The organism is Paenibacillus sp. Root444D2 (assembly GCF_001426375.1).
Lineage (GTDB): Bacteria > Bacillota > Bacilli > Paenibacillales > NBRC-103111 > Paenibacillus_E.
Map to the genome: position 1 here is coordinate 145,617 of NZ_LMEO01000004.1, position 21,125 is coordinate 166,741.

Consider the following 21,125-nt stretch of genomic DNA (forward strand, 5'->3'; position numbering starts at 1 on the left):
CTCCTAATTTTCCTCAAAAGAGAACACTTCTTCCAACGTTAAGCTGAAGACGCGGGCAATACGAAAAGCCAATTCTAGGGAAGGGGAGTAATTCCCTTTCTCAATTGCAACAATCGTCTGTCGTGTCACCCCTGCTTTATCCGCTAATTGTTGTTGGGTCATTTCATCATGATTAAAGCGTAAAGTTCGAATCTTGTTGCTAATATGTGCTTTGCCCATCTTAGACTCCTCTCCGATAGAGATACAACTGTGTGATGATTCCAATCACCTCTGACAATAACCCTGAACTAATCAGTATGATGAACATAAAATAAGGTGGTTGATCCATGACCAACGGTATCATGGATAGAAGAAAACCTATGATAAATACATAATGAGAATTTCTTGTGGATTTCAATTCAATTAATTTGTCCAACTCATCTGTAACTCGAGGTTCTTTCTCATTCGTTGCTATGGTATTGATCATACTGAAAACGATATGAATGATGATTTTTGCTATAATCGACACCGGGATTAAGATTAAGATGAAGGCTCCCCAGAAGCTAAATGCATTCGAGGTATGGAAGCTCCCTTCTTGGTACTTTTGATACACATACATGCTATAAATAGAAAAAATGAGTAAGGTGGTAAACAAAGATACGATGTTTTTCTTTTCTTGAAAGGACATATTCACCTCTCCTATTTTGTTAATATTTATAAAAAAGTAAAGTATTATTTACACATCATATTATCAACCATACATTATGTCAAGTATTCTTTACATTAATGGAAGAGAGGCTGTGCAAAAAGTAGTCGAAGATAACTGAGAGATATACTGTGCGACAATTTGGGACAGTCTCTACGCAAAAAGAGCAAAGGCAGTTTATAGCCCTTGCTCTTTTTGCAATTAATCTACTGTAGAATCCAAATTGCATTCTTCCAGTTTTAACACTTTTGTTTTGTATTTCCACTTGTAGCCCAACCACAACACCAAGAAAAATGGAATTCCAATATAGGAAGCGAGTAAGAACATCCAGTCCACCTGACCGTCTGAAAACGCGCTAATGCTTTGGCCAATGATGACAATCATACACATTACACCTGCCAAAATCGGCCCGAATGGGAACCACATGGAGCGGTATGGAAGATCAGCTACTTTGTGCCCTTGTGCAACGTAAGCTTTACGGAAACGATAATGGCTAATTGCAATACCAAGCCATGCGATGAATCCAGACATACCTGATGCATTCAATAGCCAAATGTACACTTTACCATCACCAAAGAAAGAGGCCAGGAACGCGAGCATTCCGATTGCAGCTGTCGCGAGCAGGGCGTAAACTGGAATCCCGCTTTTATTTAATTTCGTGAACAATTTAGGCGCTTTACCTTCTTTCGCCAATACCCACAGCATGCGTGTGGAAGCGTACATCCCTGAATTACCCGCGGATAAAACCGAGCTTAGAATAACGGCATTCATCACAGAAGCTGCTATGCTTAAGCCTGCTTTTTCGAAAATAATCGTAAACGGACTTGCGGCTACGCTGTCGCTAGAGAGTGTATCTGTGGAATACGGAATCAGCATGCCAACGACGAAAATCGCCAAGATGTAAAACAATAGAATTCTCCAGAACACACTGCGGATCGCGCGAGGTACGCTCTTCCGAGGATTCTCGGACTCTCCTGCTGCAACACCGACGAGTTCTGTTCCTTGAAAGGAGAAGCCGGCAGCCATACAAACCCCAAGTACGGCAAGCAAGCCGCCCGAAATCGGCGCGTCACCCGCTGTAAAATTACTGAATCCAATCGCTTCTCCGCCCCAGATGCCGACGATCATTAGCAAGCCGATACCGATAAACACAGTAATTGTTACAATTTTTATCATTGCGAACCAATATTCCGACTCGCCATAGCTTTTAACAGACAATAAATTAAGACCAACCATCAAGGCAAGGAATAAAGTACTCCATAAGAACGAGGGGCTGTCAGGCAGCCAGAACTTAATAATTAATGTCGCTGCGGACAATTCTGCCGCGATTGTAATTGCCCAGTTGTACCAATAATTCCACCCTAGCGCGAAGCCAAAGGATGGATCTACGAATTTCGTTGCGTAGGTACTGAAGGTTCCAGATACCGGCATATAGGTCGCCATTTCTCCCAAGCTTGTTACCAAAAAGTAAACCATTATTCCAATGATGAAGTATGCTAACAGCGCGCCGCCTGGTCCTGCCGTATGTATCGCCCCGCCGCTGGCTAGGAACAACCCTGTTCCAATCGATCCACCGAGTGAAATCATCGTCATGTGGCGCGACTTTAGACCTCTACGTAACTTGTTCTCTTTCAATTTCTGTACGCTCCCTTTTACATGTTTCCATTAGTTTTCATTAAATAGAAGGCTAACAACGCAAAAAAGCCGCCTCTCTTCATAAATAAAGTTAGGCCGCTTCTACTCCCTCGTTTATCCTGTTTCAAGATAGCACAACACACTGTTTTGGATTCAACAGTATGACAGTTCCGCTCCTTTCGGAAACGGCCCCAGCCGAGCGCGGTCAGTATACCGTGCGGCTTCGGCAATGTTGCCTTTTCATCGGAATCAACAGTCTTTACTGGACTTCCTCCGACGTACTCTTCAACATCGCGACCTCTACCTCATCTAGGTTGATGAGGGTTCATATTTAGTTTTCATAACTTTTACTATTTTAATTAGCTTCAGGTTATTAATCAATAGATATTTATTCCAATTTGAATGGGATAGCTCTTGACATTTATATTGTGTTTTACTGTCACGTGCTTCATATTTATATGGATAAGCCTTTATTTCAAATTAAATCGACTGGTTGAGGTGAACTGCTATGAAAGAGCAAAAAATACATACGTATGAAGAGGCCGTTCAACTAATTCATGAAGTCGGTATTCTACCTTTAGCTCCCTTAATTCCAGATCACCCGTCACTCTATCAGGTCACTCACGGTGAGCCGTGGTTAACTGGCACTGATTTAGTTCCTTGGGTGTGGCGGGCACGGTTTCCGAGCGACGGTACGGCTGCCTATGGCAAATTCCTAAAAAAAAAATCAGTTTTCATTTCACGTGAACTGTTTCCATGGATCAAAGCCATATTAGGAAGCCCTCAACCCATTGAAGATCGATATAAGCACGGCCTTGTCTCAAAAACTTCTGTAGAGCTTCTCCAGCAAATCAAAGAAGACGAAGGGATTGAAACAAGGTCGTTAAGATTTAAATCGGGCATGAACGCCAAAGAAATGAAAAAAACCTTTGGACAAGGTTTATTGGATTTACAAGGCACCTTGGATATCGTCATTTCCGGTGTCAAAGAAAGCAGAATTTCGTTAGATGAGAAAAGCGCATGGCAAAGCACTTCATTCGAAACAGCGGATCATTGGATGGAGAGCGTTGGATTGCACGAATTCGATGTTGACTTGAAAATTGCCAAAGAAGAATTGAACGCTCGGTTAAAAAGCAGTAGTAGTCCCGATGCAATGAAATTTTTCTCTAAACTGTTTCAGTTCGAAGCCTGACCTTACGTTAACCTGTTAAATGATAAATCAATTAAATAATATCGATGTATCCTGAGACTCATAAATTTGAGCCGCGCAATGATCCAATAAGTTATTAACCTTTCGATATAGCGCACCTCCAATACTTAACCGTTTGACTCCAAGCTCCTTGAGCTTATTGCAATTAGTAAGTCCCGGCAAAGACATAATATTTAGTGGGGCACTTATTTGTGATAGGATTGCTCTAATTTCATCATCTTCTTTCAATCCAGGAACAAAAATACCGCTTGCCCCGCTTTCGATATAGGCTTTTGCTCTGTAAATCGTTTCATTTAGAGGATCTTGATTTTGTAAATAAGTATCCGTCCTCGCGTTTATATAAAAACCTTGATACCCATTCTTCTCTAATGCGGTTCTAATTTTCGATAAAAGATTGCATTGTTGGTCCAATGGTTTGAGACCCGCTTGGTTCTTGAGCGAATCCTCTATATTGATTCCTGAAGCACCTAAATCTGCAAGTTTCATCACATTATCGACGATCGTTTGATCATCTTCTCCATAACCTGACTCAATATCTGCAGTAACAGGTATTTTCACATGATCTACGATCATTCTCACAACGTTAAGCTGAATGGCAAATTCAATCATTTCGCCGTCTGAATATCCTAAGCTTTGCGCTACTCCCCAACTCGTAGTACCGATGGCTTTAAATCCGGCTTTCTCAAGTGACAGAGCGGATACCAAGTCCCAGGCGTTCCCCAGCAATAAAACTTCATTGGATACATGCAGCGCGTTAAACTCCTGAATTTTATTCATGTTAGCTCATCCCCCTTACTTATGATTCTCTACTAATAGTGCAGTGAACATTTATAAAATGGAAGCTAGGAATTGATTTTAATTAAAATATCCCGTTCTATTATATGGGAGAGGAGAGGCACCCCAACTCATCTCGTAGATGAGTTGGGGTGCCCCTTCAAAACTTAACTATTTAGTTACTTTTACAATCATCTTATCGCTGGATGTGGCTCCAGCATAGTTAACGAGCTCAGCTCGATACTCATAGTTGCCTTTGGCTCTATTCGCTATAGTCGTTACGGATGATTGGGCATTCGGTGTATGATTGATCAGTGCTTCTGTATAGATTAGAATACCGTTCTCATATAAATTGTACGTCCCGCCATTCGTACCCCACCACATGTTCATGCTGACTTTAAAGTTGCCGTCGCCATCCCAGTTATCGCCCGACAGAGCCGGTTTTTCCGGTGCTGCTTTCGTTACGGTTACCACATGTGCAGCGCTCGTTGTTGTGCCGAACGCATTAATAAGCTCTGCATAGTAACGATAAATCCCATTCTGCTTGTAGGTAATGGATGTTACGGTGGATTGAGCTGTTGGTGAATTGTCAGTGAGAATTTGTGTATCCATTAATACATCATTCTCGTAAAGTTTATAAATTCTACCGTTTTCTCCATACCACATGTTCATCGTAACATTATATGTACCGTCCAGAAATCCGGTATCATACCCATTGTCATCGGATAGTACTACTGTACCCGGTTTAGCTTTACTTTTTGCTGCAATATTGTTCACAGTTGCCGTTGCCGTTCCGTAGTTTCCTGCCGCGTCGACGAATTCGAAGGTAAAGCTGCCGTTAAAGATGAATGTGTAGCTGTTTGAACCCCCATTATTCGTAATCGTTACCGATTCGCTCGGTATGATTGTGGCAATTACACTTTGTGCGTTTAGCACGCTATAGACCACTGTTGCAGTTGGCACCGTATTATCTACCGTTATCTCAATGCTGCCGACGAAGGGACCGTACGATGCTTGAATGATCGCTCTGCCTTCCCCAATTGCCTTCAATACGCCATAAGTATCCACAGTTACGGTTGATGGATCGGATGAATGCCACGCAGCTTTGCCAGATAAATCTACAAACCCGCTTGCCGTCAGTCCGTGGGCACCCAGAGTCTGTGTTTGTCCCTCCGTCATATTCGTTTGAGCCGCTTCAACAACTAGCCCATTCAACATCCACACTTTTCCATATTTCGCCGGATTTTTATCACTGCCAATCCCGCTGCTCCACTCAAGCCATCCAAGTCGACCGCTGCCGTTATTATCGTTGACCAGCACAGACAGTCGGAGCGGATTTTTCGGATCATGTACATAAGGATACAATTCAGAAGAATTCACATGAATATAATAAGTCGTTTCATTTGGGACCGTTTGATCTACCTTTAGGGACGCGTACTGTGCTACGCTGTTACCCGGTGTCCAATTGGTTGGCAAATTGCCGCCAACATAAGGCACCGATTGTTTATAAAGCACTGGGCCTTGCGGTGTCAGTGCCGCCTGGAACTCCACCTGATCTCCCGTAAATCCCTGTCCGAATGTGTCAATCGCGAACTGTACGCTGTCCCCTTTCCAGAAGCTTCCGAGTGGATTATCCTGAACAAATGTCCCATCCTTCACACGAACGATCAGGTCTAGCCCGCTATCCGAATACCCCGCCGCAAAGGAAGCTTCAAAATCCACCGGTTTCGTCGACTGGGCAGCTGCTTTATACGCCCAATTATCGGTAGTCCATACAGCATGGTCAGCGACTTCTAATGTGGCAGGATTGAACAGTTCTCCGCTGGTTCCCTTTGACTCAGGGACAATAATATTACTTGTATTACGGTCGAAATCCGAGATCAAAAACGGCTCTGAGATCGGTAGTAGCGCTATTGCTACGCTATCCGCATTACTTATCCAATATACCTTGCCAGGATGTATGCTAAGTAGGTTATTGGCACTTTGCGTTTTGCCCTCCCAGTCCGTAACGAGGGTCTCTCCCGTGAAAGCAGCCGCTAGACGCGCATCGATCGGAGCTTCGGAGGATGCGTCAGTCCACAAACCTATGAGCCGGGTTCCGTCGTTGTCAATTACAACTGCTTTTTGTCCGTCCTGGAGAACGTACTCCCCTTTATAAACGAGCGATTGGCCAGCAAGATCGAGAAAATGGTGAGCTACTGACGCTGCGAGTCGCGGCTCCACTCGCGGCTTAGAGCGGAATAAACCCGATGCGTGCGTTACAGTTCCTGTGCTCTTGGCATAAGATAAAGTTTCCATCTCCGATAAATTCAACATATGAAATAAGGCAATTTTTTGCGTTCCCCATTTGAGCTGCGACAGGAAGTCAACGATCATCCGCTTAGCGATCTCAGATTCCGTAGGTACTGTGCCTGTTACTGAATTCGAATTGACCAGAATCGCATGACTCTCCGAATCAGCCCACTGCTTGGATGCGATTCCAAAAGCCTGATCTATACGCTGGAATTCGCGCGGATCTGGCAGGTAACCATGCAGCGAGAGCTTATCAAAATAGGACGCTCCGCCCAAGCTGAGCAGTTCTTTATAAAATGATAAATAGTTGCGTCCTGCAAGTCCGCCAATCCATACATCTGAATCCGGCTGCTCCTCTTTAATTGTCTGATACGCCGTTTTCAACAGCTCCACGAAACGTTCCGTCGAATCCAACCAAAACACGCTCAACCCCGGCAAGTTTGGCTCATTCCATACTTCCCACGTCTTAATTCGAGTATTGTACCGGGTAACGACGGCACGAACAAAATCTTCCCAGTCCTTCATATCCACCGGAGCATAAGCGGAATAGGCCGGCACACTAATATTCGCCTGCGTTTGCTCCGGATGCGGTGATGCCCACTGCGGCGTGTATAACAGATTTCCAATCATATCAAAGCCGTAACTTGACAGCTTGTTGATTTGGTCATCGAATCTCGACCACTCATAAACACCGCGTGACGGTTCAATCGCCCAGCTCGTATCGCGGAACTGCGATCCCCATGGCACTGCATGAATCCGAGCAAAGCGAAATCCCACTAGATCAGCCAGTTTCATGGCATTCTCGCCTTCCGAAAGCTGGTAGCTGAAGCCCATGGTCGGCCATCTTTGCGATACTGGTTTAGTTGGACCCTGACTCACTACCAAAGAATACCGCTCACGAGTAAACGTAGTAAGATCCGTCTGTGAATACGTATATTTGACGGGCAGATCCGTTAAATCCGTCGAACCGTTCTGTTGATACACAAAAGCAATTTCGTAGTACCCCGGCTCTAGAGGCGTCCAGCTCCAGCCTTGATCGAGGAATGTCTGTCTCGATACAGGCACTTGTGCGATCAATTCATTATCAGAATTGTAAACGCTACCAATTATGGCATTAACTGAACTCGCTACTGCTCCGGCGTTCAATTGATACACGACAGGGTCTCCCAGATTCCACCAGCTAGCAAATTTACTTCCTTTCAACGTAAAAACAACTGGTCCCAGCGATTGATTCGACGCTTCCGCCTTCACATCATCAAAGTAAAGTTTGCCGCTGGCCGGTGTCGTAGCATTTATGCTGGTGGTCGTCAAATTCAGTACAAGCGTGTTGGTGCCGGCTGGAAATTGGCTTCGATCCACGGTAAACGACACCTCCGTCCAATCCGCAAGCGACAACCCCTCCGTCTTATCAGTCGTGTAGGACCCTAGGAACGTCCCGTTGTTCTGGAAGGAAACCCATAAACGCGGTTTATTGCCCGAATAGTCTGGAGACGCCTTGAGCTTGGCTGTCATTCGAAACGATGTCATATTCGAAGGGAGCGTTATGGGACTCGATACCCACCCCGCGTATCCGCTGCTGACACTGTTGATAAACACCGAGCGCAGACCGCCACTTTTTTCATCCTCTGTATAATTCGCCGCAGAAACAGGCGGATTGTTTGCGGTTCCGTTCCACCACCACGTTTTCCAATCTTTTGGACTGTTAACGCCATTCGTTACGGTCAATATCTCGAAGCCCGGATTCGAAACCGGCAGCTGCTGAACAACCGGAATCGGTTCATCCGACGCCTCCACCATCACATCATCGTAGTAAAGTTTGCCGCTTGCTGGTGTCGCCGTATTTATGCTGGTTGTCGACAGGTTCAGCACAAGTGTGTTGGTGCCAGCCGGAAATTGGCTTCGATCGACGGTAAACGACACTTCTGTCCAATCCGCAAATGACACTCCCTCCGTCTGATCCGTCGTGTAGGACCCTAAAAAAGTCCCGTTGTTCTGGAAGGAAACCCATAAACGCGGCTTGTTTCCCGCATAATCTTGCGATGTCTTCAGTTTGGCAGAAATTCGAAACGACATCATATCCGAAGGAAGCGTTATGGGATTTGATACCCACCCCGCGTATCCCGTGCTAACACTGCCAATAAATACGGAGCGCTGGCCGCCGCTTTTTTCATTCTCCGTATAATTCGCGGCCGAAATTGACGGATTGTTGACGGGTCCGCTCCACCACCACGTCTTCCAATCTTTCGGACTGTAAACACCGTTCGTTACAGTCAGTGTTTCAAATCCTGGGTTCGAGACCGGCAGCTGCTGTATAACCGCCGCAGTAGCAGCACGTGCTCCAATTACCATAAAAAATAATAGCCCCAAAACACAAATAAATTTCTTAAACTTCCTCATAATCCCCCTCCTCGTATTCATGCATGGATAAAATAAAGCTGAGGACCGCAGATTCGGATAACGGCCCCCATCGTGTATTACAAGCGCGTTGCTTATTTCTTCATTTGTGCTTGTTTGGCAACGGTCTCCCATAAATCTTTCATCATGAAACTGCTGTCCTTATTGGTTCTATACCACTCGATTATGAAGTCATCCATTTGTTTGCCGCCCGCTTTATCCCATGAAGTCTGAACGTCCTTGTAGGCTTGTTCCACAGAGTATTTATCCCCGCTCAAGACTGATTTCAACCACGTATCGGTAATTTGCTTTTTGACAGTGTTAAATGACGTTTGCATATCTTTGGGGAAAGACGGTATCAGCTCTTGCAAGGTGACGAAACGGTATTTTTTAGTCGAATCGAGATATAAGGACTCGGCTTTGTTGAACATATCCAGTCCTGCTTTTTGTTCTGGAATGTCAGGATTGAATTGATTTTGGAAGAACGAACACTTCCCTAGCAGCAAACGGGAATAGGATTGAGCGTAGTCGCCCGCCCAGCTAACTTCAGACTTGCTTTTATTGGGGTCGATGTTTTGCGGACATCCGTTTGCATCCTTCTTATAATGCGTACCTTCCACACCGAAAAGCAGGCTGGTACCCGTCGAGACACGATTGATGAAGTCGATGTATTTGATCGCTGCAACCGGGTCTTTCGTCTTTGCATTAATCGCAGTTGTCATTTGCACTGGACTTTGTACATCCGGAATAAATTCGCCTACTGGACTTTTTGGCAGTGCGATAGGGATCACATCGGCATCTGGAACAGCCTTTTTCAAGGTTTGTATATCGGTTACTGTCGAATCGAACCAACTTCCTACAAACGTCGGGAAAATGCCCAGCTTGCCATTCAAATAGTCTTGTTTGGCCTTTGCCCCATTTTTGTCATTCACGAAGTCTTTATCGATTATCCCCTCATCAAACAAGCGTTTTTTGAATTCCGTCGCCAATTTTGCATGTTCAAATGCCCGGCTCGGTTGATCGTTTACAAGACCATACAGCTCAACAGGGTTCCCGAACATCATATCGATCGCAAACTCCGAACGAAAACTCAAAGCCATTCCGTATGTGTCCTTCTTTCCGTTGCCGTCAGGATCTTGCTCCGCAAACGCTTTTGCTACTTTATACAGATCCTCGGTCGTTTTCGGTACGTCCAGATTCAATTTTTTCAACCAATCTGCACGGACAAAGACCGCATAACTTGGAAATGATTCTAGCACCCGTCCAATTTTGTACATCTTCCCGTCGGGATTGGTTGCTACTTTCTTCAATGCGGGATAATCCTGAAGCACCTTCTTATATTCAACACTGTTCTTGTCGATCAGGTCGTTTAGCGGCATAAGCTGCTTCTGATCAATGAGCGGGTTTAGTATATTCGGATCAAACTCGTTAATAATGTCAGGCGCCGATCCCGAAGCAAACAGTACATTGAATTTTTGTGCCGCATCGTTGCGTGGAATTGGCACATATTTGACATTCGCAGGGCCGTTTTCATTAATAAATTTTGTCCAACGATTATCTTCTAATGTTCCTTCTGCAGCAGGAATACTTCCACGGTCATAAACCGATACGGAGATATCCCCTTTCTTGGCTGGAGTTGTTGCTGCTGTTGGAGTTGTTGAATTAGCAGATGGACTCGGTTGTACGGTAGATTTCGTACTGCATGCCGTTAGAACCATTGAAGTCGATAATGCCATCGTTAGTGATGTCGCAAACCATTTTTTCATGTTTGATAAACCCCTTTTGAATTCGTTATTTGCTTGCTTAAGCTTACCTCATCGAATCTTTGGGAACCATATTTCTCTTTGTAACACCACCTCCTTATCGCCCTCATGCTTCCCTTAGCCTTTCACGGAACCAAGCATAACGCCTTTGACAAAGTATTTTTGCAAAAATGGATAAACCACCAACATCGGGGTAATCATGACGATCACGCCTGCAGCTTTAATTCCTTCCTCCACCACATGAACCTGATCGTCAGGCTGCACCGCCATGCTTTGCTGCAGCACGCTCTGGCTTTGAATCATTTGCTGTACGAGTACGGTTAAGTTGTGCTTATCGGTATCGTTGATGTAAATCAGCATACTCATAAAGATATTCCAGTACGCAACACCATAAAAAAGCGTTAATGTCGCGAGAACAGGCATAGAAATGGGCAATACAACTTGAAGTAGAAGACGTACTTCACTGCAGCCATCCATACGCGCCGCATCGTCAATTTCAGACGGGATGTTCTCGAAGTACGTGCGTAAAAGCAACATGTTATACGTACTTACTAAACCCGGTAACCATAGCGCCCAATAGGAGTTAACCAGTCCCAGACTTTGGATGACCAGGAAAGTAGGGATAATGCCACCCGTAAAGATCATCGTAAAGATCATCGAAAGCGTAAAGAAGCGTCGTGCATAAAAGTTGGGACGTGATAAGGGATATGCGGCCATAATCGTGGTGAGCATACATAACGTAACACCTACCAACGTGATCAAAGCACTGTTGCTGAATGATCGGATAAGCGGTGTTCCCTTGATCAAAACATTAAATGTTTCCCAGGTGAAGCCGATAGGCCAAAGATTTACTTTCCCGGTTTCAATGGCGGATGAACTACTAATGGAAAGCGCAATCAAATGAAGAAGTGGAAACAAGCTAGAGCAGGCAATTAAGGCTAATACGATATAGTTCATGATGTAAAAGATTTTATCTCCATTGGATGCACGCATCACGATTCCTCCTCTCTAAAATAGACCCTTCTGAAAACGACGTGCAATCCAGTTGACAGAAAGCAGCAAAATTAATGCAACGATAGATTCAAACATACCCATTGCTGTAGTTAAGCTGAATTGCGCGCCTTGCAGTCCAACGCGATAAATATACGTGCTAATGACATCCGAAACGTCGTTCACCGCAGCATTTTGCAAGACGTAAATGGGGTCGAATCCGACTTCCATCACACGCCCCATGGAAAGTATAAAGAGCAAAATCATGGTCGGTGCAATTCCGGGAATCGTAATATGAATAATCTGTTTCCATTTATTAGCGCCATCCATACTTGCTGACTCGTAAAGTGAGGGATCGATTGTCGTCATTGCCGCCAAATAGATAATGGCATTAAAACCCATATCCTTCCATATTCCTGCACCAACAAAGATGGTAATCCATGATTTGATATTGTATAAGAATGGAAATGGTTCAACATTAAAGAAGGTCATCCACTGACTTAACCAGCTTCCTTCGATTCCGAAAATACTAAAGACGATCCCACCGACAATAATCCATGAATAAAAGTAAGGTAAATAAACAAGTGTTTGAACGATCTTCTTGAACCACATTTTTCGCACTTCGTTCAAAAGAATAGCTAATAGAATCGGAAACGGAAACCCCACGAATATATTTAGACTGCTAAGTAGAAGCGTGTTTCGGATAATTTTTAACGAATTTGGGTTACTGAACAGCTTTTGAAAATGTTCAAATCCAACCCAAGGACTGCGAAACACCCCATCAAAAAAGTTATAATCTTTAAAAGCAATGATCAGCCCAGCCATCGGCGCGTATTTGAAAATTAAGTAAAATAAAATGACGGGTATGAACATAAGGAGAAGTGGCATATTCTCCCTTAATCTCTTCATGTCGATTCCCCTTCGGTCTATTGCTTTCATATCGTTCCCTCTTTCTTTGTTGTAGCCTGCGATCCAACTGTACAACTGAAAAGTGAGGTAGAACAATCGTTCATTTTCCCTCGATCAACAATATTCTCAAATAAAAAAAGAACCGTTCTCCCTGGCTTTTTCACCAGTGAATCCGATTCTATCGCAATCCAAATCCTATTAATCAACAAAAAAACACCAATCAACAAAGTTCATCTTTATGATTTCACTTGAGCAGTCTTCCGAAAGTCTCCTGGGGTTTGACCAACCAGCTTTTTAAATGATCGAATGAACGTGTTCGGATGCAGATATCCGATTCTGACCGTAATCTCTTGTATGGAATGTTCGGTTTGAACCAAAAGCTCTTTCGCGTGTTCCGTACGAATTCGCGTCAAATAATCAATAAAATTCTCGCCAATTTCTTCTTTAAACGTACGACTGATGCTTTTCATATGCACATGGAACACATCGCTTAAATGAAGCAATGATAGATCCGGATTCTGGTAATGCTCCTCCATATACAACTTAATTTTGCGGATAAGCATATAATTGCTGCTCATCTCACGCAGCGTCGCGATTGCTTCAGTTGTTTCCGTAAGAACACTTCTCAACATTTGCTGTAGTTCGTCCACGGTGTCCCAGTCGTCTACCGCTTTTTGCAGTTTATCCTGCACGCCGTTTGCCCATATTTTTTGCACATCCACTGGTAGGTCCGTAAACTCCTTATCAAGAAAAAATATCATGTAGCTCATTAAGTTGTCCAATTCCTTACGCGCATACAGACCGGCTCGAATGCCATCGAAAAGTTGTGCGAAGCTGCCCTGCCAATCGCCTTCCCCCGTTCGTAATGAAAAGGCAATCTCACGGATATATTCGAGCAGATCGAGCGACTGTTGCTTGCCCTCGAGCTTAATCTGCCAATAACAGATCACACTATCCTCACCTAGTGAAGGTTTGTATTGAAGTGCTTCCAAGGCTTCGACGTACGCGTAATGTACAAGCTCTATCCGATCGACGCCTGAACCTATGCCCATTGTAATATTGAAATCAAGGTTGGTCTTCACCCATTGCATCAGGTCATTCGCTATATCACTCGCTATCTGCTCGGGCTTACTTTCCGACGAAACGTTCTGGACCAAATGCAGCAAAGTCAATTGATCCTTGGACGTCCACTCGGTCCATATGGTTACATTTCGGCCAATTGCAATTTCCTTTACTACGCTACACAAAACGAATTTAAGTAAATTTTGATCATGATCGGAATAAAGACTAGCGAATTTACTGTATTTATTAATTTCGAGCACACTAACACATAGCGAGTCAAAAGCGCAAGGCATTCCGAGGCTCTCCATCTCCTGCTGCCACTCTTCATCCTTCAAGGGCCGATTCCCTTCCATCCATTCGAAAAAGAAATGCTTTCGCTTAAAAACCAAATCTTCCTCATGCTGCTTCTGATAGGCATTTGACTGCTCCATCAAATTCACCAAGGCGGTATCGATAAACTTAAATTCATCTTGATTGCCTTTACGGAACAGTTCGGCGCTTTTTTGCTGGGAGAATAATTGGATACGCTGTATGATCGTTTCTACAGGCTTATAGTTTCGTCGGGTAACCACAACAATCCATACAACGCCGATAAAAAAGAAAACTGCACAAACGAATATCCAATATTTAGATATCGCGGAGACAAGACGAAACAAATTACCATTCGCCACACTGCTGGAAATGGCCCATTCGGAATAATCGGAGCGCATCTCCGTCATTAGGGAATCGTTCCCATGACTATCACCATAAATAGGCGTACCCTTGCGGTCATAAAGGCTGAGATGATTGGAATTTTCTGTTGTCAGTGTTTGAACAAAATGGGCAATCGCTTGAAGCTGCACATTGACAACGATTAGACCGTCATTACCGGAATTCAATGGGACATATCGCACTAACGATACGAATTCGGAAGGTTCGCCTTGCTCCGTGTAACCTTTCCGCACATTTGTCCATTGATAATTTAGCCCGGATTGTTTTAATGCTTCCACAATCAATTGTTTATCGTTAAATGCAGCTAGCTTGGAAACGGAGTATGGTGTCTGCACCGTATCGTCCGATAGCCTGTATAAATAGATCGAATCGATGAGAGGCATCGTTGCCATGAGACTTTTCACTTTTACAGACGACATATAGCCCGAATAATATCGATCGCTGCGCAAGGCAGGATTAAAAAAACCCAATAGCGTATCATCGCTGGCAATCTCATTCGTGATCGTGTTATCGATCAACTTCATCTGATTGTCTACGGATTGGAGCACTTGCTTGGTGAAAATTTTATTCGATTCGACTGCGGTTTTTCGCGACAATTCACTGAATGCCATCAATAGGATAAACATGAGGAGAGGCACGATAAAAAGGAAAATCGTTACATAGGAAAATAGGAGACGACGAAACCATGTCTTATTCAGCGAGATATTCTTTATCATCGTTTATTCTCCTTTTCCACAAATATTTTTTATGGTCAGTCTCGGATCACCTGTACCTGTTGCGGAAAATCGTGGGCCCACTGTCCATGGTTGTATGCAAGACGAATCATTCCAGAAGGGACGCGGACTTCCAGCGTAAAATGCTCCCATTGTGCCGGAATTTTTGGTGAAAATGAAATTTCCTTCCACCCCGGTTTGGAAGGTTTCAGTCCGATGATTTCCTCGATCAGCAACGGTACCGGAGCACTTGCCCAAGGGTGACAGAGACTGGTATTCCATTTCTGTTCTTTCCCCCAGGCCTCAAAACAAGTCGTAGCGCCTTCTTTCAGCATATTTCCCCATGAATGTTCTTCTTCTGAGCTCATAAGCTCATATATCAACGAATGTTCTCCAACCCTCGCCAAAGCTTTTAAGACAAAATAGGAAAAGTACACGCCGCACGAAAATCTTTTCTCGCGAATTTGATCTACGATAGATGGAATGGATTCCTCCGGAGCCAGATTAAAGAGCAATGGCAGCACATTGGCATGCAGCGCATGATGACTGCTTCCCTCTGCATCTGTAAATAAACGGTGGGTCGGATCATAAAAAACTTCGATGAAGCGTTTTTTTAGCCGTGAAAGATCATCCTCGTAAGAAATCCCAAGCAAATCACGTATCTCATTCACTGCTTGGATGCAGCCAAGATAAAACGCATTAACCACGTTATGGCAACCGGGACCTATCGGCTTCGTTAGTTCAAAATCGTATTCATCGCGCAGTTCCTTCGGCCAATCAACCAAATTCCATTTATCAGTGATTTCATGTAACAATCCATCGCCACGATCGTAGGCTTGAAAATGACGGAGCAGTTCCTCGGCATAAGGATACATGTCCCGCAAAAAGGTGAGATCCCCGCTGTATCGATAATATTCCAGTAATTGCAGCGGCCACTGAAGTGAAAAGTCAGCAATCTCTTGCATAAAGTTTCCTGGAACTACTGACATGAGACCAGGGCACGTAGAGGAACTAAGAGCAAATTGCTCAATTGCCTTCTTATACAATCGTAGATCGCCGCTGAGGAGCATGTGAGCATGCCCAATTACCGTATTATCGCCCAAGTATTGTCCTTTCTCACGGGTCGGACAGTCAACAAAGTTTTCTTGGGAACCGTATTTGACTCCGTTTTTACATATTTGAAAAATTTGGTTCATCAAGTCATCCGAGCTTTCAAAACGACAGCTTTCTTCATTAAAAGGATAGTGTCTGACGATCGCTTGGAACGAATCCGGACGAATCGCTTGTTCAGGGCCGAACACTTCCACGTATCGAAAGCCTTTGTAATCGTAAAGGTCCAATTTATCTTTATCCCCGGATAGCGTCCAGCGATCTTGATAAGTACAGTTGCAGCGCATGTTAAATCTGACCGCTTGTCCATCTTCTTCCAGTTCTTCACCGCAGCGGATTTCGATTTCTGCGCCTGCTTCCCCTTCCGCCTCCATGGTAAACTGGCCAGTGATTTCCTCGCCAAAATCAATCCAGTAATGACCGGGAGCCCTTCTTACCACGCTATGCGGCTGCTTCTCATAAACCGATAATATCGGTGTCGGCTGCTCTACAAGCGTATAGTCCGCTTGATCGTTCGTCTGGACGGGAAGCCAAGCGGAGTCATCAAAGGAAAGATCCTTCCAGCCTTTTTCCGACTTTCTGGCATCGATATGCTCGGCAAATTGCGTCAAATAGCCAAAAGTCTCCCCTTTCAGGAATTCTTCTGCCCGTTTAGCTCGCCAAGTCTCATCGGTTTTAACGAGAACACGGTCACCCGTTGTCAGCTCTGCGATAAGCCCCTGCCTGTAATCGCCGCTGTTATATGCCCGATTAACTAGTCCTTGGTAATATACATGGACAGCGATGACATTGTTCCCCTCTTGAAGAAAGGGACTAACATCCATCCGATTATAATAATAATGGCCAGCATCGTTTTGAGCCGGGCCCTGAGCAACAAACCGGCCGTTCAGGTATAGCTTGTAGTAATCGTCCGCTGTAATGTCCATATATAAGGAAACAAGATCAATAGACTCCAGATTAAATGTGGTCCTTACAAGCCAATGATGATGCTGCAAATCCTCACGATGCGTCTCTGATTCAGCAGCATCCATTTCTTTATGAAATAGATCCAATGGTTCCATCGATCTAAACGGGGTATCCGTTATCCAACGTGCTTGCCAATGCTTAGACAATCTTATCTCTCCCCTAAAATTGAATTCGAATATTTGTAGTTGAACAGAAGAACTAAAATTCTCCTGCGATCCAACTGTACAACTGAAAAGTGAGGAGAACAATCGTTCATTTTCCCTCGATCAACAATATTCTCAAATAAAAAAGAACCGTCATGATGCTGCAAATCCTCGCGATGCGTCTCTGATTCAGCTACATCCATCTCTTTATGCTTCCGATTCCACAATATGGGTTTCAGAAGCCAAAGTCAACATTTCAGGAGCTCGATGGTACACCGGCATGAACTCCAATATTTCTTGACATGCAATCACAATTTGTCCGTTTAGCTGCCGTTCATAATTGGACTGTCTTCTACACCCTCATTCGTGAACTGCATAACGAAACTTATACTATTGAAACAATTAACATGATTAAAGGAGCATCGAAATGCTGACCAATATGGAGGAAAGAAAAATCACTAATGGAGATATTGACCTGATGATTGCCGAGATTGAGGAAGGCTGGAGAGAGTTGAATATGATCAGTAGGTCTTGTCGGGATATTAGGGAGGATCTGGTTAGGCTAACGCAGGTTTTGGATGAAATCTTTTATTAAATACTGGTGTTACTTGTTAAAATGGTAACATCTTTCAATGCCTTTGTAAGACATTTATGTTTTAATGAACATATAGTTAATTGAAATTTGAGAGAAAAGGAGTTAATAACTATGAAAATAGCCTCTTTTCTATTACCCAAAGAGAAGGTTGCCTTTATCACATCGTCTGCTTCCATGCAGGAAGCCTTAGAAGAATTAGAAAATCACTATTACACAGCACTTCCCCTAGTTGATAGTGACGGGAAATATGTAGGCACATTGTCGGAAGGTGACCTATTGTGGACGTTAAAGAATACACCTGGGATTCATTTTGATAATATCCATCAAGTGCCCGTGAGCGAAATCGAGAAGCATATTCATAATGAGTCCGTTTCAATTCATGCACACATGGAAGATATGCTGGCGTTAGCAGCAGATCAAAATTTTGTTCCGGTTGTTGATGATGACAATATTTTCATAGGCATTATTCGTCGAAAAGATATTATTGAATACTATATGAGAAATATTACCGATTGATGAACCCAGTGCCCCTGATTCAAGTTCCATGAGGATTGACTTGGCCAAGCAATAACCTTTCCCCTTTTATAGCCTCCATAAATTTCCTAATTAACAATCAATCCCAAATAAACGTTTATTGTGTTAAATTGTCTGTTAACAGAACAAGCTGCCCAATTAAATTGCGGCAGCCTAGATGTGTTATTGAGCATTGCTCTTCGTTAGTAAAGAACGCATAACATTTTTCTATCATGATTTAGTTAGTTGTTTTCTATCTTCTACTTGTGGTGGTTCCTCCATCCAACCGTGTTTGATCATTAGTTCTCCACCGTCTTTGACAAAGGGTACAATTTTCTGAGTAAGTCGAGCCATCGTTAACAGCAAATCACTTCGTAAGCTAAAAGCTCCACCAAGCGCATTGCTCCCAATACTAAATGATCCTAACAAGTTAGTGATATACATCATTAACTTATCCGAAAATGGAGCAACAGTAGAATTCGTCGCTTTCCCTCCGGGAGTAGCCGGCGGCTCTATGTAATCTTGACGTAAAAATTCACCTAGAGTGGTTTCAATGTCCTTTGACAATTTCATTCCTTCAACAAAATATTCTTTGACATGTTTATCATTTGCCACTTGAGCGAATCCAATCATTAATTGCATGCCTACAAGGTTTGTTTCAATAGCATGATGTATAAGGGATATTTCAATTGCATTTAATGATCTTGTTTCCCTTAACAAATTAAACCCTGATAAATAATTATTATCTTTAACAAAGGTAACTTCTTTGGGCATTGTCATAAAAGGCGGGCGGGCAAGAACCCCTTTATCTAAAAGAAACTCTGTACATTGGTCAAACATCTCTTGTGCGTTTGCTGTTAATTGCTTAAATAATTGTCTTATATCTTTACGATAGGACATCGTCGAGTGCATTGCAAAAAGGCTAGCCTCAATCTTACTTATCATATGTAAAAACATAGGTTCATATAGATAATCAAATAACTTAGGAACTCCTTTATTAACGTCGTTCGCTGTAAAGCCAAGTGGAATAACGGCTCCTTCTTGTTGGAAAATAGTTATTATGGATTCTACAATTTGTTCCGATGAATCGTAAGTTGACTTTAAGATTTGTTGAATTTCTTCATTCTCAACGTGTTCAAGGAAATACTCTAAGAATCTCAATAACATTGTTTTTTCTTGATAAGTCATCCACAAGTTCCCTATTTCTGATGACGTCAATGGTACATGGTTTGAATTCATTGGCTATACTCCCTTGTTTTAATGATTATTCTTTTCCATTAACTCAATTTAAATTCCCAAGTCCCCCACAATTTGTTGTGGCTATTATTCCCTCCAACTTCGTGATTTAGTATTAAAGTGCCGTTTCTTTAGCGAGAAAAAAAGAAGCCGCGTCATAGCAGCTTCTGTTAAAGTAAAGTTTTTCGTTAATTGTTATCATCGGAATCGGAAAATAGCTCCTGCAAGACCGTCTTTCTGTTTTCAAGAAACCGTCTTGTGATGATGTAATGTAACGTGTCCTCATATCTAATTTCCTCTATGGGATGAACATCAAAGTTAATAATCTGTGCATCTGGAAATCCGAGAAGTATCGGAGAATGCGTTGCAATGATGAACTGAGCTTCTTTCTCTAAATCCTTGATAACACGCATTAATGCCAATTGCCTTGCAGGGGATAAAGCCGCCTCAGGTTCGTCGAGAAGGTAAATCGCCTTTTTTCCAAAACGATGTTTAAAAAGAGAAAGAAACGCTTCACCATGCGATTGCTCATGTAAAGAACGACCACCGTAATACTGCAGGCTTTCGGGCAACGTATCCAAATGGGAAGCAAAGTGATAAAAAGTCTCTGCTCTTAGGAAAAAGCCATTCATGATTTTAGGCATCCATGAAAGACGAAGATGATCCCCCAGAATGGAATGCGAAGCCTCTACATCATAATAGTTGTTCTTCCCTCCACCAGCCGTATTAAACCCGCTTTGATAAGCAATTGCTTCAAGGAGCGTTGATTTACCCGAACCATTCTCCCCAACAAGAAAGGTGACATTCGTTCGAAAAGAAAGTGACTTTAAAGATTTCACAGCAGGTATAGAAAATGGATAAGTTTTCGGATCCGTATGATCATTCCTCAGAATCTCAAGGCTTCGTAAGTACATTAATTTCAACTCCAAACAAAACATTCATGAGCCTAGTCTATGTTGTTATTTTAACATAACCGCCGTTATTACATGATAAGCTATTACATATACTCTGGTCGCAATTGACCTTCCGAAGGTGAGGTCGAGCTAGTGCCTAAGATGCTGGAATCCGATGCAGATCTATTTACCGCAGCATTATCACAAACTCCGGTTTCCGTGTGGCAAACGGACGCTGACGGTGTTTACTGCGAAGTAGATCGCGGAATCATCGAAAAGTTCACTAATAAATCAGTGAGACTGAGCACGAGAACGGATGATATCGCCTATTACTTCCGTGATGATGGAACCCTATTTCGTGCTGAAACGTAAAAAAGAAAAGACCGGGATAAACAAGCCAATGATATTTCACGCAAGCTCCCAATACTTGAACTAGAGTAAAGGGCTGAATATTCAGCCCCTCCTCATCAAACCGTACATGAAGTTTTCCCTCATACGGCTTTCCGATGTTCTTCAATCATGAGCATGCGG

Annotated in this window: 16 protein-coding genes and 1 riboswitch; of the genes, 4 read left to right on the forward strand and 12 right to left on the reverse strand. The window is 43.3% G+C overall.

What is annotated here, in order from left to right; all coding sequences use genetic code 11:
* Nucleotides 1-3: 3 nt before the first annotated feature.
* The 3 genes from ASD40_RS04215 to ASD40_RS04225 all read right to left on the reverse strand — a co-directional run bounded on the left by ASD40_RS04215 (nucleotide 4) and on the right by ASD40_RS04225 (nucleotide 2,278).
* A complete protein-coding gene (locus ASD40_RS04215) occupies nucleotides 4-219 on the reverse strand; it encodes a helix-turn-helix transcriptional regulator (RefSeq protein ID WP_057302081.1) in 216 nt (71 codons plus the stop codon).
* A 1-nt stretch (nucleotide 220) separates the two neighbouring features.
* Nucleotides 221-667 (reverse strand): hypothetical protein, encoded by a 447-nt coding sequence (locus ASD40_RS04220; RefSeq protein WP_057302082.1) that lies wholly within the window; start codon nucleotides 665-667, stop codon nucleotides 221-223.
* A 219-nt stretch (nucleotides 668-886) separates the two neighbouring features.
* Nucleotides 887-2,278 carry an amino acid permease gene (locus tag ASD40_RS04225; protein WP_235549162.1) on the reverse strand — a complete coding sequence of 464 codons (1,392 nt, stop codon included), beginning with the start codon at nucleotides 2,276-2,278 and terminating at the stop codon, nucleotides 887-889.
* Between the two features lie 164 nt (nucleotides 2,279-2,442).
* Nucleotides 2,443-2,631: riboswitch (Lysine riboswitch) on the reverse strand.
* A gap of 197 nt (nucleotides 2,632-2,828) precedes the next feature.
* Here ASD40_RS04225 and ASD40_RS04230 point away from each other — a divergent pair.
* Nucleotides 2,829-3,512 carry an AlkZ-related protein gene (locus ASD40_RS04230; protein ID WP_057302084.1) on the forward strand — a complete coding sequence of 228 codons (684 nt, stop codon included), beginning with the start codon at nucleotides 2,829-2,831 and terminating at the stop codon, nucleotides 3,510-3,512.
* A gap of 27 nt (nucleotides 3,513-3,539) precedes the next feature.
* On the opposite strand, the gene ASD40_RS04235 is transcribed toward ASD40_RS04230, so the two are convergent.
* The 7 genes from ASD40_RS04235 to ASD40_RS04270 form a co-directional block, all read right to left on the reverse strand.
* On the reverse strand, nucleotides 3,540-4,307 hold the full coding sequence (locus ASD40_RS04235; RefSeq protein WP_057302085.1) for an isocitrate lyase/PEP mutase family protein: 768 nt from the start codon (nucleotides 4,305-4,307) through the stop codon (nucleotides 3,540-3,542).
* A gap of 168 nt (nucleotides 4,308-4,475) precedes the next feature.
* Nucleotides 4,476-8,993, reverse strand: coding sequence for a beta-galactosidase (locus tag ASD40_RS04240; RefSeq protein WP_057302086.1), 4,518 nt, complete (start codon nucleotides 8,991-8,993; stop codon nucleotides 4,476-4,478).
* Between the two features lie 92 nt (nucleotides 8,994-9,085).
* On the reverse strand, nucleotides 9,086-10,756 hold the full coding sequence (locus tag ASD40_RS04245) for an extracellular solute-binding protein (RefSeq protein ID WP_057302087.1): 1,671 nt from the start codon (nucleotides 10,754-10,756) through the stop codon (nucleotides 9,086-9,088).
* A gap of 114 nt (nucleotides 10,757-10,870) precedes the next feature.
* Nucleotides 10,871-11,746 carry a carbohydrate ABC transporter permease gene (locus ASD40_RS04250; RefSeq protein ID WP_057302088.1) on the reverse strand — a complete coding sequence of 292 codons (876 nt, stop codon included), beginning with the start codon at nucleotides 11,744-11,746 and terminating at the stop codon, nucleotides 10,871-10,873.
* Between the two features lie 15 nt (nucleotides 11,747-11,761).
* Nucleotides 11,762-12,652: an ABC transporter permease gene (locus ASD40_RS04255; protein ID WP_082562059.1), complete on the reverse strand. Its 891-nt coding sequence runs from the start codon at nucleotides 12,650-12,652 to the stop codon at nucleotides 11,762-11,764.
* A 236-nt stretch (nucleotides 12,653-12,888) separates the two neighbouring features.
* Complete coding sequence (locus ASD40_RS04265; protein ID WP_057302091.1) at nucleotides 12,889-15,141, reverse strand: helix-turn-helix domain-containing protein; 2,253 nt, start codon at nucleotides 15,139-15,141, stop codon at nucleotides 12,889-12,891.
* Nucleotides 15,142-15,176: 35 nt separating this feature from the next.
* The gene (locus ASD40_RS04270) at nucleotides 15,177-17,360 is read right to left on the reverse strand and encodes a family 78 glycoside hydrolase catalytic domain (protein WP_057302092.1); all 2,184 of its coding nucleotides are present in this window, start codon (nucleotides 17,358-17,360) and stop codon (nucleotides 15,177-15,179) included.
* 424 nt (nucleotides 17,361-17,784) lie between these two features.
* On the opposite strand from ASD40_RS04270, the gene ASD40_RS37010 reads away from it, so the two are divergent.
* The gene (locus ASD40_RS37010) at nucleotides 17,785-17,952 is read left to right on the forward strand and encodes a hypothetical protein (protein WP_156389894.1); all 168 of its coding nucleotides are present in this window, start codon (nucleotides 17,785-17,787) and stop codon (nucleotides 17,950-17,952) included.
* A 111-nt stretch (nucleotides 17,953-18,063) separates the two neighbouring features.
* The gene (locus ASD40_RS04280; RefSeq protein ID WP_057302094.1) at nucleotides 18,064-18,468 is read left to right on the forward strand and encodes a CBS domain-containing protein; all 405 of its coding nucleotides are present in this window, start codon (nucleotides 18,064-18,066) and stop codon (nucleotides 18,466-18,468) included.
* Nucleotides 18,469-18,696: 228 nt separating this feature from the next.
* Here the strand turns inward: ASD40_RS04280 and ASD40_RS04285 are convergent, their stop codons facing one another.
* Both ASD40_RS04285 and ASD40_RS04290 read right to left on the reverse strand, forming a co-directional pair.
* On the reverse strand, nucleotides 18,697-19,704 hold the full coding sequence (locus ASD40_RS04285; protein WP_057302095.1) for a DUF3231 family protein: 1,008 nt from the start codon (nucleotides 19,702-19,704) through the stop codon (nucleotides 18,697-18,699).
* A gap of 185 nt (nucleotides 19,705-19,889) precedes the next feature.
* Entirely contained in the window at nucleotides 19,890-20,615 is a 726-nt protein-coding gene (locus ASD40_RS04290) for an AAA family ATPase (RefSeq protein ID WP_057302096.1), read from the reverse strand.
* Between the two features lie 141 nt (nucleotides 20,616-20,756).
* Between ASD40_RS04290 and ASD40_RS04295 the strand changes: the two genes are divergently transcribed.
* Complete coding sequence (locus ASD40_RS04295) at nucleotides 20,757-20,966, forward strand: hypothetical protein (RefSeq protein ID WP_057302104.1); 210 nt, start codon at nucleotides 20,757-20,759, stop codon at nucleotides 20,964-20,966.
* The last annotated feature ends 159 nt before the right edge of the window (nucleotides 20,967-21,125 follow it).